Source organism: Nitrospinaceae bacterium, assembly GCA_018669005.1.
Lineage (GTDB): Bacteria > UBA8248 > UBA8248 > UBA8248 > UBA8248 > UBA8248.
Map to the genome: position 1 here is coordinate 20,509 of JABJAL010000027.1, position 12,912 is coordinate 33,420.

The window sequence follows — 12,912 nt, forward strand, 5'->3', positions numbered from 1 at the left end:
GGCCTTAGAATAAAACTATTCTTGTTAGTCGTAAATCTCTGGGTTGACGAGCGCCTCAACCTGCTCGCCCTCGACGGCGAGGCGGATGCTCTCTGCCAGCAGGGCGTAGCTAATCGTTTGCGTGTTCAGAGTCTGGGCGGCGCAATGGGGCGAGATGGCGACGTTCTCGAACTTCATGATTGGGTGGTTCTCGGAATCAGGATCGAGATCCACAACGTCGAGCCCTGCGCCAGCGATTTCACCTTTCTCAAGAGCTGAAACTAGGGCGCCTGTTACAACATGGCCGCCTCTTGAAATGTTCACTAGAAATGCCGATGGCTTCATTAAAGCGAGTTCTTTCTCGCCGATGATCCCTTCAGTGTTCGCATTGAGCGGAAGCGAGAGGACCACGAAGTCCACGCGGGGAAGCATTTCATCGAGCGAGGAAACTTCTTCGACAGAGAATCCTTCGGGCTTGAATTTTCCTTGTGTTCGTGTGAAAGCGAGCACTTCCATTTCAAAGCCGGCGCAGCGTTTGGCGATTCCCTGGCCAATGTTACCAAGCCCAACAATGCCAACCGAACATTCTGATAACTGAACATGAAGCGGAGGGCGCTTCTCCCCGCGCCAGAGCCAGGGTTTTCTCGCCAGGAGCATCATCATCGTTAGGGCATGCTCGGCCACCGGTGTGGCACGCATCCAGCCTGGGGCGTGCGCTACGGGGATTTTCATGGCGGTGGCGGCCCCGACGTCGATAGAATCAACCCCGGTGCCTGCCTTGCCAACCACGCGTAAATTCGGGGCCGCTTTCATCATCTCTGCTGTGATGCCGGCGAGCCCGGTTACGAGGGCACTCGCAGATTCGAGTTCCTTATAGAAGGTATCTCCCTCGAATACTTCGGGGACATATAACTCGTAGCCCTCTGCTAAATTTTCGGAAAGAAATTTTTGGCGGTCCGGATTTTTCCAACTTGGGTCGACGGCGATAACACGATAAGTCATGTGTGGTGCTCCTTGAGGGAAATTGGGATTTCTCGGTTTTGAATTTGTCTTTGGCCCCGGTCATGCTTGATATGCCGGGTTGCCATGCAGGTGGTAGTTCTGCCATGTCCTTCTCGAGGCCGTCCCGCTCAAGTCGGTCACGGAACCAGGTCTCGTCAATCCTGTTTGTGCCGGCATCCATCGGCGTCATGTCTGTAAAATTTTGAATGCCGTTTCCATATGGGCCGTGGAAATAAAAAGCCCTGTTCTCGCCGAGGGTGCCGTCTCCCGCAGTGTGGGTTGGACTGTGAACCACTGGTCCGCCCATGATTTCTATACCGTGGGCGCTTATGTGTTTTTCCCAGGCCTCGAGGGTTTGTTTTCCTTCAACCTCGTAGGCGATGTGGTGGAGTCCGACACCGGGCTCTCGTAAGGCTTCGCCCCGAGGAGGTGGTCCTGACTCGGGAATGTAGCAGATAAGGAAGATTTCGTGGTGAAGCTCGCCACTGCTCATGAAGCAGATGCCCCATTTGCTGTGAGGGTTATCGCCCGGTTCGTAGCGATCAGAGACGCGATAGCCCATTACGTCCCTATAGAATTCCATGGATTCATCCAGGTCATGGACCTTGATGCAGACGTGCTGATCCCGTCTGATAGGAGGTGGTCTTGAGTCCATTCTAGGTTCTCCTATGCAGCAGAATAAAAAATTTAGGGGACACACAATTGAAATGGTATTTGTACGAAAAGGCACCCAATGGCACGAATATTTTCACAAATAGATTTTTAGTGTCGAGCTATTATCCTTTGCCCGAAAGGAATGTCAAGAACTTGATGAACTGGTTTTAAAGCCATGGATAAGGTGTGCAGCCTGTCGGTAGTATGATAAAGGGTGGTTATCAATTTTTGAAAGGGTTGCCGGGTAAGATGTATTTCTTTTAGCGGCGCTCTTATTTTTTTGATAGAGATCAAACTTAAATTAGGGGTTTCTCAAGCCATGGGATTTCCCGGAGGAGGTTGTATGAAAGCTATTCATGTTCATGAATTCGGCGGCCCGGAGGTGATGAAATTCGAGGACGCTGCGGACCCAACAGCGGGTGCGGGACAGATTCTTGTCGATATGAGGGCGGCGGGTGTTAATCCGGTAGACACAACTTTCCGATCGGGTGCACACCCACTGTCGAAATCTCTCGAGCTTCCTTGGACGCCGGGCATTGACGCTGCAGGGGAGGTCATCGAAGTTGGAGCGGGAGTCGAGGGCTTCAAGGCGGGTGATCGTGTGTTCGGTGCTGCGATGAGTGGAGGTTATGCCGAAAAAGCGACGCTCAATGCACTTCGTACTGCCCACATTCCCTCGAACCTTTCATTCGAGGATTGCGCCTCGTTTCCGGTGGTTCTCTACACGGCGTTTTATGCTGTTGTCGTCAAGGGGGGCATCCAGCCTGGCCAGACGTTTCTAATCCATGCAGGGGCGGGTGGTGTTGGCTCTATGGCGATTCAGATTGCCAAGGCCTCAGGAGCAAAGGTTATTACGACGGTGAGCTCGAAGGAGAAGGGTGATGTCGCGGCATCGCTCGGTGCCGATGTGGTTGTGAACTATCGCGATGAGGATTTCGCTAGCAGGTGTGCCTCTGAAACTGGTGGGCAGGGTGTGGATGCCGTGATTGAAATGGTGGCGACCGAAAATTTCGACGGGAGTTGCCGGGCTCTCAAAAAAGGCGGCACGATGGTTCTTCTTGGCTCCGGGACCGGTAAGAACCCAACCGGCTCGATCAGCTATCCGCCATTTTATTCCAAGGACATTGATGTTCGGGGCATGAGTCTATTTAACGCCGATTCGGTGTTCCCTGATATGCTTCGGCAGGTGAACCATCTTCTTGAGGCTGGGATGGTGCGTCCGCTTCTGGGGGAGGTGATTCCCATTGCCGAGGCGGCTCGCGCGCATGATGTTTTGATGACGGGCAAGGTGGCTGGAAAAATCGTGTTGAAGATTTGATGTCGTACTCGCCTGGCGTATTACGGGCTGCTAGGATTTGTCGAGATGTTGCTCTTAAGTAATTGAAGTGAATTAATTGTCAGGTTTTGTTGAGTCGTTGTGAACCGAGGCATAGTGTTGCGTGATAGGACACGATGATCTGGCTAGAGGGGGGATTGATGTGGGTGCCCTGGATGGTATTCGAGTACTTGATTTAACTCGTTACGTCGCGGGCCCCTTCGCCACACTAGCCCTATCCGATGCCGGGGCGGACGTGGTGAAAATTGAACCGCCCGAGGGCGACACGATCCGACACTTTCCCTCGACACTTAAAGGCGGCAGCCGCCTTTTTTTGGGGTTGAATCGAGGCAAACGCAGTCTTGTTGTCAATTTGAAAAAAGCGCGTGGTCAGGAAATTGTCCGGCGCATGGCCCAGAATGCAGATATTTTTATTGAAGGAAACCGCCCAGGAGTTATCGGAAAGCTCGGGCTCGACTATGAAACACTTTCGAAAGAAAATTCTCGCCTCATCTATGCTTCAGTTTCTGCTTACGGCCAAAAAGGCCCTCTTAGTAAGCGCCGCGGACTCGACCCTATTCTCCAAACTCATGCGGGAATTCCCTCGCAGCAGACTGAAAAAGGAGAGCCGCGCCTTGTCCAAGGGCATTTTGTTGATTATTTCACCGGCTCCTTGACTCTAGGGGCTGTGATGTTGGCTCTTTTCGAGCGGGAGCGCTCAGGACGGGGGCAGTACATCGACACTTCCTTGCTTGGAAGTGCCGCTGCCATGCAACTTGGGCGGCTCGTCTGGGCCTCGGAGAGTGAGCCGATTGATCAGGTGCGTGACGCACTGAATGACCGTATCGCGCGTATTTATGATACGGCTGATGGCCAATTTTATCTCTATCTTGACGCGGAGGGATTCTGGGAGAGAGGGCTGGGTGTCCTGGGGCTTGAAGAATTAAATGAAGACCCTGAGTATTCTACTCATCTTGGGCGCCATGCTGATCGTGATGCGATTATTGAAAAGGTGCAGGCGGTATTGATGGCGAAATCCGCCGAAGAATGGGTGGAACTTTTTGAGGCTGCCGGGGTTCCTAGTGCGAAGGTGAGACCTCCCTCCTCGCTTCTTGAAGACGAACAGATGCGAGCCATGGGTTTTTTGACCCAATCAGTGCACCCTGAACTCGGGTTGCTGCAGATGATGGGTGCTCCATATGTTCTTCCAGCGGCCTCGACTCGCGAGGGAGCGCCGCCGCTTCTGGGTGAGCACACAGATATGGTACTGGCGGGGGAGGGATATAAAGCGAGTGAAATTGATGCTCTTCATCAAGATGGAGTTGTGTTTTAATTTAAGGAATGAATTGCCAGTTCTGTTAATTTGCAATGGATAGGTTGTAACATTATTTTGGTTTTCATTACGATGGATTTATACGTCACTATTTTAATCGATAATGGGAATGCTGGCTTAAAAGGAAAGGGAGGCGAGAAATGGCAATAAAGAAACTACGTACTGAGCGAGATAATCAACAGTGGATGCTGGACTTGGCACTAAACATGCGCGGTCGCGTACAGAATTTTGAGCGTGATTTTTCTGAGGTTCCGAACGGAAAGCGTGCGCATAACTATCAAATGCTCCCGAAAATGTGTCGCGAGGCAGCCGAGGTTCATGAAAGGCTGGCTAAAAGAGCACAGGCTGAAGGTTTTAATATTACAGCGACAGAGCACTATGATCATGCAATTGAGTCATACCGAATGGCGCAGCACCCTATATTTTATGATGACAACCCGGTAAAAATTTATCTTTGCAATAAACTTAACGAGATGGTGGATCGCCGATCGGAGTGCGCCCCATATCCTATCGAGCGCGTTCAGGTGCCCTTTGATGATGGCAAATCGATTTCTTGTCTATTGCACTTATTGCCCGATAGAAGAAAGGCGCCTTGTATTATTTATGTGCCAGGAATGGACCAGACAAAAGAGGTATTTCCCTTTGCGCGGCATAACGTTGCTGCCGAAAGGGGGTTTCATGTAATTGCCATGGATGGCCCTGGCCAGGGGGACTCAAACATTCAGAAAATAAGAGCGGTGGGTGATAATTATGAGCGCGCCGGAGCGGCGGTCATCGAATACCTCCTGGGCAGAGAGGAAGTCGACACTTCGAAAATTGCTATTTATGGCATTAGCATGGGGAGTTTCTGGTCACTTCGACTCGCGAGCTATGACCACCGGATTGCTGCTGTGGCGAGTGCTGTGGCCTGTTTTAATCCGAACAATACAATTTTCACCCAGTCCTCGCCCCGTTTCAAACAGATATTCATGTATATGGCTGGCATGGATGACGAGGATGAGTTTGATGAAATGGCAAGAACCATGACGGTGAAAGGTTACATGGACAAAGTACAGTGCCCAACACTGCTCGCCACGGGTGAGTTCGATCCGTTATGCCCTCTCGAAGATGCTATTGAAGTTTATCAGGATCTTACCTGCCAAAAAGAAATGTGGGTTTTCGAGAATCAGTTTCACCCGCTAGTGGACTTGAAAAACTTGGGCGGGCTCAACCAACATCAGTATATCCTTGATTGGCTCCACCGCGTCCTGTTTGAGGATAAGGTGAATGATAATCGTGTGGCGTATATAAAGGAAAATGGTGAAGGGCCCTTCAGTAACTGTGAGTGGACACCACCCGTAGAACCTGGACAGCCGTATTTTTAAGATAGCTAGTACATAATTTTGGTCACTTTTATCCCGGACGGGTTCGCAGAATCCGTCCGGGAGTTTTTCTTTGTGTGGGGAATTTCTTGGACATCGGTATCGCCATCGGGCTGGCTATAATTTCGGCTATTACATTTGGTATTTTTAGCGTCATGGCTCGTAAGGCTATGAATCTAGGAAGCGCCATCTCGGCCTCAACTGTTTCTGTGATGGTTGGTCTTCCTATAATGTTAGCTCTTTCCCTTTATTATTCGTCTTGGGGAAATCTCACCTTGGAGGGGACCTTTTGGTTTGCCTTGACGGGTTTTCTCGCACCGGGGCTTGCCCGACCCCTAATATATTTGAGCATTCGTTATGTCGGCGTGGGTCGGGCTATGCCACTGATAACGGTGACTCCGTTCATTTCGATGCTCTTAGCTGTTGCTTGGCTGACAGAGGAACCAAGTCCGGTTATCTACGGGGCGACAACTCTCGTGGTTGTGGGCTGTTTTTTGATCGCACTCAAGCCCAAAGGCGACGCGGACTGGCTACGCATTTTCCTCTTGCTGCCGATAGTTCACTCGTTGGTCATGGCTTTCGCGACCACGACGCGCAGATACTCTCTCCTGGTATTACCTGATTTCCTGATTGGAATAATCATTGCCAGTATCGCCTCGTTGCCCGCAGTTTTGTTGTTTTGGCCCTTTCTCCCTGTTGAGGAGCGTTGGCGTATTGAGGAGGGGGGGCTCAAGATGATGATCCAGACAGGACTCTTGAATTCTTTTTCGTTTCTCATGTTTTTCGCCTCGTTTCAATATGGCCCCGTTTCGATTGTCGTTCCAATTGCTTATTCAGCACCGTTTTTCGCGCTGATTTGTACGCGCATCTGGCTTAGGGACGAGGAGATACTTACTTGGCAAAAATGCGTTGGGGCAGCTACTTTGTTTGTTGGGGTGGTCCTGATAGTGATTAACGCTTCCTGAACTCCTCCGCTCACCTGTTAAATTTTAGTTTTAATCCCCTCCAATCAGTGTGAAAATAAAAGAAGGTGAATTTTCCGTAGCGTTATGGAGATGTGATTTGTCCCCCAAACAACCATCGATATCAAAAGAGAAGGCGTTGACGTTGCTGGGCGTATCACCTGCAGCTGGTCCAATGGAAATTCATCGGGCCTATCGTCGGCTCGCGTTTGAATCGCACCCGGATAGACACGGCGGCCAGATCGAAATGGAGGTAAAATTCAAGGAAATATCTGAGGCCTATAAAATATTAGTTGCTTCCTTCTCTGGGGAGGAGGGAGCAGATTTTTCAGAAATCCCTGAGCGGGGCCGTGATATTCAACACGACATACAGGTGGATTTTCTTGATGCTGCCGCAGGCGGAGAAATGAATGTTGAAATAACACGTCCGTATTCTTGTCTGGAATGTGAAGAGATGGAAAATGGCGAGAATAAACCGGTTTGTGCCTCATGTGGTGGAATCGGGGAAGTCTTTAAGAAAGTGAACGTAGAATTCCTTATCCCGTCGGGAATCGAAGCAGGGGAGACGGTGCAGGTGCCTGGAGAGGGAGCCTCTGGGAGGGCTGGTGGCAGATCTGGGGATTTGTTTTTGAAGGTTTTCCCGGCACGGCACCCCGCGCTGGAGCGACGGGGGCTCAATGTTCATAGCGAAGTGCGCGTTCCCGCCTTCCGCCTAATTAATGGCGGAACTGTGCGTGTTTTCACCGTACAGGGTGGCGCCCATGTGGAGATATCGCCCAAAACGACCCCTGGCCGAACATTTCGACTCAAAGGATGGGGGATCAGGCGCATCGAAGGTGGTCGGTCGATTACGGGGGATCACCTTGTTCGGATCCTGAAGATGCCGGATAAACCTCCTCCTCCGCCGAAGCGTCGTTGAACTTGCTCTTTTTCTACCAACTCAGAGAGCGTGCCCATCGTGCTTCCTGGCTTGATGAACGCGATGATGTGTCCCATGAAACCGGGGCGCGGTACCTCATCGATAAGTTCTAGCCCATCAGATTTTAGACGCGCCATCTCAGCTTTGATATCGTCCACCTCGTAGGCGACATGGTGAAGGCCTTCACCCCGTTCAGCGATGAAATTCGATACTTTGGATTCGCCCTTGATGGGCGATATGGGTTCGATTAGGTCACCTCCCAAGTCGAGCATGGCGAGATCGACGTTGCCGTCTTTTGAAGGCTCACGCCCGAGGAGCTTAGCTCCCATGCTTTCGTATAGAGCGATAGTGGCGTCCATATCTTTCACTGCGATTCCAATGTGGTGCACTTTGTTGAACATTTGTTTCTCCGTACGTTAAAGTTAATTGAGTCATCAGTCAGATTCTACCAGCCAAACGCCATCTTCTCCATCCACTTCCCGGAGGCGGACATTTACTCGCTCCGCTGATGCGGTAGGTACATTTTTTCCTACAAAATCAGGTCGAAAAGGAAGTTCCCGGTGCCCTCTGTCAATTAGCACCGCGAGCCATACCCGGCGAGGGCGACCGAGTTCGGTGAGCGCATCGAGAGCGGCTCGAACCGTTCGGCCCGTATAGAATACGTCATCCACCAAGATAATCTGCCGCTCTCCAAGATCGAATGGAATATCGGTGGGGCCGAGTATTTTTTGATCTCCAAGATTATTCACATCGTCCCGGTGCACCCCGATGTCGAGAGTGCCCACGGGAGGGGCAATCTGTTCCATCTCGGAAAGCATCGCTGCCAAGCGTCTTGCCAGAGGTTCCCCACGGGTGAGTATCCCGATTACAGCAAGATGAGGGTCTCCCGCACATTTTTCGATAATCTCGGAGGCCATCCGGCGAAGGGCGAGTTCGAGATCTCGCTCCTTCATTAACACATGGTTTCCGTTTTTCTCTGAATTAGCGATAAGTAGCCCCCTTATCACAACAAGTGTGGAAAGTATGCTCCAAATTGAAAACTTATGGTTACAGATTGCCCTTAATAAGTCTTTAGGGGAAGTCCTCAGTTGTCATTGGGACGCTTTGATTTTCTGGTGCGCAGGTTGCCGAATTTCTTGATGACAAATACTTCAGCTTCTGCATACGTCAGGGCCCGTCCCTCAAGTTGTTCATTTTCAAGAGAGGTTAGGATATTTTGAAATAAGGGACCCGGCTCAAAACCCATCTCGGTGAGATCGTTGCCGTCAATTGTTCGCCTCGGGTGAAGAATATTGTCTCCGGTGAGAGCCAACTGCTCCAAGCAAAATCCATAGGTCTCTAAATTTCCATGACCTGCCAATTGATCAATGCGGTGTAGTTCAATCAGTTCAGAAAAAAATGGCTCCCTTAAAAAACGCTTTAAAGTACTCTCGCGCATATTTTTCACTTCGCGGAATTTCATGTGGTTTTTTACAATGTTTGAAATCCAGCTTTTTTCATGGCCGGACATATTCAGTCTTTCGCAGATTTGTTCTGAGATCTGTGCCCCTACAGTGTCATGATTATTGAATCGAATGCGGTCGGCTTGCGAAAAAGTATCTGGTTTCCCCACATCATGTAGGAGTACGGCCCAGGCAAAGATCGAACTCGGTGACTCGAGCATACCTAATGCTTTTATTGTATGGGCCCACACATCGCCTTCGGGATGGAACTCGGGTGGCTGGGCCACGCCGGTCATTCGAGCCACCTCGGGTAGTACTTTTGTGAGAATCCCGGTCTCTCGCATTAGTCCGAACGCGATATCTGCTCTGCCGCTGGTAAGCATCGATGTGAGTTCATCGCGTTTCCGCTCCGCGCTGGTCCGCTCAATGAGTGGAGCGAGACGCTGGATAGCTGAATAGGTTCCAGTCTCTATGCCGTATTCAAAACGCGCGGCGAATCGCAAAGCGCGAAGCATTCGCAGATGGTCTTCCTCGAAGCGTTTGCCAGGCTCGCCGATGGCGCGGATGAGTTCCTTATGGATGTCTTCTTGACCACCTACATAATCTAGTAGTTGATCTTTGATCGGGTCAAAAAACATGCCGTTTATTGTGATGTCTCGACGCATGGCGTCCTGTTTCTCATTAGCGGGTTCCACCGAACTGGGATGCCGACCGTCAAAATAGGGTCCCTCGGCGCGGAACTGGGCGACTTCATAATTGCCATCATTGAGAATGACGCTGACCACGCCGAATCGAGCGCCAATTACGAGTGTCTTATCGAAAAGACTCGTAATCTCTTCAGGCATGGCATCGGTTGCGATATCCCAGTCGGTAGGTCTCAGGCCCAGGAGGTAATCGCGTACGCATCCTCCAACGAAAAGCGCGCGGTGGCCGCCATCGGTCAGTTTCTTGATTATGTGGAGGGCTCCCTCCGGGGGAGTAATCTCCGTCATGGTTCGTTCTCCAGCGAAATGCTTGAATCTATGGAATATTTTCCACACACAGGGAACGATAGCGGAAACTGAGGAATCCATCGAGGACCAGCGAATTGGCTGTGTCATTTAGCTTCTTGCTTGATGGAGGGTTTGTCATTCTGCTAGCTTGGCTCCACTGGGGGGAATTCGTTGCGCGGTCGATATCTTTCAATGATTTTCATTCTTCTTGTGCTCCAGTTTCCGGGGGCGGCCTACTCTGTTCCTCAAGATACCGACCTGAATTCGACTATCCAAAAAGGAATTAAGGCCACAGCCGCTGGCCACTACGACAAGGCACTGATGATATTCGATGGTGTGGTGAGGAATGCGCCGGGTAACCCCAAAGGCTATTTTTTTCTGGCATCAGTTTACAATATATTATCTGGGTATTTCGACGACCTGACATTCCGGGACGGCTTCGATGATAATGCCTCAAAGGCACTTGCTATTTCGGAGGCTCGCATCAAGGCGGACCTAAATGATGCAGAAGCCTTTCTCATTGCTGGACTTACGATGGGGATGCTTGGCATGGATGCCGCCCGGCGCCAGAGCTTTGTTCGCGCCTTTTTACGAAGCCGAAAGACAAAAAGATATCTTGAGCGTGTCATCACTTTGAATCCGGATATCGGCGATGCCTATTATGGGCTAGGGGTTTATTATTTTTGGAGGGCAAGAGCAAAGTGGTTGAGACGCTTGACTCCTCTGATAGGCGATACAGGGGAGAAGGGGTTACGATATTTGAAAAGAGCCGCCCGAAGCGGGAGGTGGCTCAGGGACCTAGCTCGGATTGAACTAGTTTACACTCAATATACGGAAAGGAAATATGACGAGGGACGACGCTTGGCCGCAGGGCTTATCAAGGAGAACCCCAATCAGCCCCACTATCGTTTTGCTCATGCCGAGAGCTATTTTCTTCAAAAAAATTTTATGCGAGCGAAGCCACAATTTCAGGAAATAAATATGCGCTATAAAAATGCCCGGAGTCGACTTGAGGTTCTGTTTCGTAATTACGCAGAATGGCGAGTTGTCAGGTGTGACTGGCGGCTTGGAAATAAGGAGGCGGCGAGGCGAGGCGCTCTTGCGGTTGAAGCTAAACCGGACATAGGTTCTCCTCTTATGCGGCGGGTACGACATGCGGCAGCGGACCTTGTGAAACTTATCGATAACGAAGAAGATAACGAAGATAGATTTCCATCTCCCCGAAAATTCAAGTGAATATTTTCTGTTACTTGGGTTAGGGTTTAGTTAATTCATAACCTCTTATAACAGAAGGGAAGGCCATGAAAGCTGTTCGCGTTCACAAATTCGATCTTTCCGTTCCAATGCAAGAAGAAGTGGTAGATGATTTTGCGCCAGAGCCAGGCGAGCTTTTGATCAAAACGGGTGCCATGGGGATCAATCCTGTGGATGTTGCCATCCGAGCCGCCAAGCATCCTTATGCAAAGATGGTTACGCCGCCTTATATTCCTGGTGCGGAAGCCTCGGGGGAGGTTGTGGCTCTCGGTGTGGGTGTTGAAGGTTTCACTGTTGGACAGCGGGTTTATGGACGTGCCGTGGGTGGTGCATATGCGGAGCTTGTCCGCCTTCCTGCCAATACAACAGCTGAACTACCCGATGCCTACAGTTTCGAGGAGGGTGCTGGCATCACCGTTCCATTCTATACGGCGTGGAACGCTTTGGTTATCAAGGCCGAGGCAAGCGCTGGCGAGGCAGTTTTAGTTCAAGGAGGCGCTGGTGGAGTTGGCAGTGCCGCGATTCAGCTTGCCAAGCGGATGGGTTGCCGAGTAATCACCACTGTTAGCTCGCAAGAGAAGGCCGACTTTTGCACGAGTCTTGGCGCCGATGAGACAATCAATTACCGGGATGAAGATGTTGCTGAGCGCTGCATGGCTTTCACTAGTGGTCGTGGAGTAGATATCGTCGTCGAACTCGCCGCTTGCGATAATTTTGATAAGGACCTGGACGCAATATGTATTGATGGACGAATTATTGTCATTGGAACGGGTACGGGAAAGGGCCCGATGGCCGAATTTCGAGTTCCCTCGGTTATGACTAAGGATGTCCGTATCCTGGGGCTAGCCGTTATCAACCTATTCCCGAAGATGCCAGAGTTAATTCGCCGCTTTATGCCGATTTTGCGGGAGGGCGGGCTCAAGGTAAATATCGACCAATCGTTCCCGATGGAATCGGCGAACAAGGCGCATGAACTTGTCCTGAGCGGAAAGTTTCTTGGAAAGGTGGTGCTCACACCATGAAAGCTGTCAGTGTTCATCAATTGGGCATGGAACACCCACTTGTGGTGGAAGATCTTCCCGATCCTGTAGCAGGAGCGGGGCAGATATTGGTTTGTGTGCATGCGGCGGGCGTGAATCCTCTTGAGATATCCATCCGCTCAGGAGATAACCCACGAGCCCGGCAGATGAAGTTGCCGATAATCTGTGGAACCGATGTGGCGGGTGAGGTTGAGGCCGTGGGTGAGGGTGTTGAGAAATTCCAGCCGGGCGACAGAGTGTGGGGTCGCTCCACCACTGGCGGTTATGCCGAAAAAGGGGTCCTCGCTGCTGGCTCGACAGGCCACCTACCTGACAGAATGAGTTATGGGGAAGGAGCTTGTCTTCCGATTCCGATGCTCACGGCCTGGAACGCGCTTGTCATCAAGACCAAGGCTCAGCCAGGTGAATCCGTTCTTGTTCAGGGCGGGGCGGGTGGCGTCGGGCATCTCGCAATACAGCTGGCTCGCCAGATGGGGTGCCACGTGTTTGCGACGGTGAGTTCAACTGAAAAGGGAGATTTCTGCCGTGCGGCGGGTGCCGAGGTGGTGATCAATTATCGTGATGAGGATGTTGCCGAACGGGTGAAGGAGATGACGGGTGGCCGCGGGGTGGACGTTGTTGTCGAGAATTCGGCTAAAGACAATCTCCCGGGTGATCTC

At 51.1% G+C, this 12,912-nt stretch carries 12 protein-coding genes; 8 read left to right on the plus strand and 4 right to left on the minus strand.

What is annotated here, in order from left to right; all coding sequences use genetic code 11:
• Positions 1 to 24: 24 nt before the first annotated feature.
• Positions 25 to 981 (minus strand): hypothetical protein, encoded by a 957-nt coding sequence (locus HOJ95_03910; protein MBT6393826.1) that lies wholly within the window; start codon positions 979 to 981, stop codon positions 25 to 27.
• 997 nt (positions 982 to 1,978) lie between these two features.
• Here HOJ95_03910 and HOJ95_03915 point away from each other — a divergent pair.
• The 5 genes from HOJ95_03915 to HOJ95_03935 all read left to right on the plus strand — a co-directional run bounded on the left by HOJ95_03915 (position 1,979) and on the right by HOJ95_03935 (position 7,525).
• Positions 1,979 to 2,953, plus strand: coding sequence for an NADPH:quinone reductase (locus tag HOJ95_03915; protein ID MBT6393827.1), 975 nt, complete (start codon positions 1,979 to 1,981; stop codon positions 2,951 to 2,953).
• Positions 2,954 to 3,074: 121 nt separating this feature from the next.
• On the plus strand, positions 3,075 to 4,283 hold the full coding sequence (locus HOJ95_03920; GenBank protein MBT6393828.1) for a CoA transferase: 1,209 nt from the start codon (positions 3,075 to 3,077) through the stop codon (positions 4,281 to 4,283).
• Positions 4,284 to 4,423: 140 nt separating this feature from the next.
• Complete coding sequence (locus HOJ95_03925; protein MBT6393829.1) at positions 4,424 to 5,647, plus strand: alpha/beta fold hydrolase; 1,224 nt, start codon at positions 4,424 to 4,426, stop codon at positions 5,645 to 5,647.
• 86 nt (positions 5,648 to 5,733) lie between these two features.
• The gene (locus HOJ95_03930; GenBank protein ID MBT6393830.1) at positions 5,734 to 6,609 is read left to right on the plus strand and encodes a DMT family transporter; all 876 of its coding nucleotides are present in this window, start codon (positions 5,734 to 5,736) and stop codon (positions 6,607 to 6,609) included.
• 97 nt (positions 6,610 to 6,706) lie between these two features.
• On the plus strand, positions 6,707 to 7,525 hold the full coding sequence (locus tag HOJ95_03935) for a J domain-containing protein (GenBank protein MBT6393831.1): 819 nt from the start codon (positions 6,707 to 6,709) through the stop codon (positions 7,523 to 7,525).
• Here the strand turns inward: HOJ95_03935 and HOJ95_03940 are convergent.
• The 3 genes from HOJ95_03940 to HOJ95_03950 form a co-directional block, all read right to left on the minus strand.
• Positions 7,465 to 7,926 carry a VOC family protein gene (locus tag HOJ95_03940; protein ID MBT6393832.1) on the minus strand — a complete coding sequence of 154 codons (462 nt, stop codon included), beginning with the start codon at positions 7,924 to 7,926 and terminating at the stop codon, positions 7,465 to 7,467. The genes HOJ95_03935 and HOJ95_03940 overlap by 61 nt on opposite strands.
• Positions 7,927 to 7,959: 33 nt before the next feature.
• Entirely contained in the window at positions 7,960 to 8,478 is a 519-nt protein-coding gene (pyrR, locus tag HOJ95_03945; GenBank protein ID MBT6393833.1) for a bifunctional pyr operon transcriptional regulator/uracil phosphoribosyltransferase PyrR, read from the minus strand.
• A 131-nt stretch (positions 8,479 to 8,609) separates the two neighbouring features.
• Entirely contained in the window at positions 8,610 to 9,959 is a 1,350-nt protein-coding gene (locus tag HOJ95_03950) for a CCA tRNA nucleotidyltransferase (protein MBT6393834.1), read from the minus strand.
• Between the two features lie 171 nt (positions 9,960 to 10,130).
• On the opposite strand from HOJ95_03950, the gene HOJ95_03955 reads away from it, so the two are divergent.
• From HOJ95_03955 to HOJ95_03965, 3 genes are all read left to right on the plus strand, one after another.
• Complete coding sequence (locus HOJ95_03955; protein ID MBT6393835.1) at positions 10,131 to 11,195, plus strand: hypothetical protein; 1,065 nt, start codon at positions 10,131 to 10,133, stop codon at positions 11,193 to 11,195.
• Between the two features lie 65 nt (positions 11,196 to 11,260).
• Positions 11,261 to 12,235, plus strand: coding sequence for an NADPH:quinone reductase (locus tag HOJ95_03960; protein MBT6393836.1), 975 nt, complete (start codon positions 11,261 to 11,263; stop codon positions 12,233 to 12,235).
• A partial coding sequence (locus HOJ95_03965; protein MBT6393837.1) for an NADPH:quinone reductase occupies positions 12,232 to 12,912 on the plus strand: 681 nt, incomplete at its 3' end. The genes HOJ95_03960 and HOJ95_03965, both read left to right, overlap by 4 nt.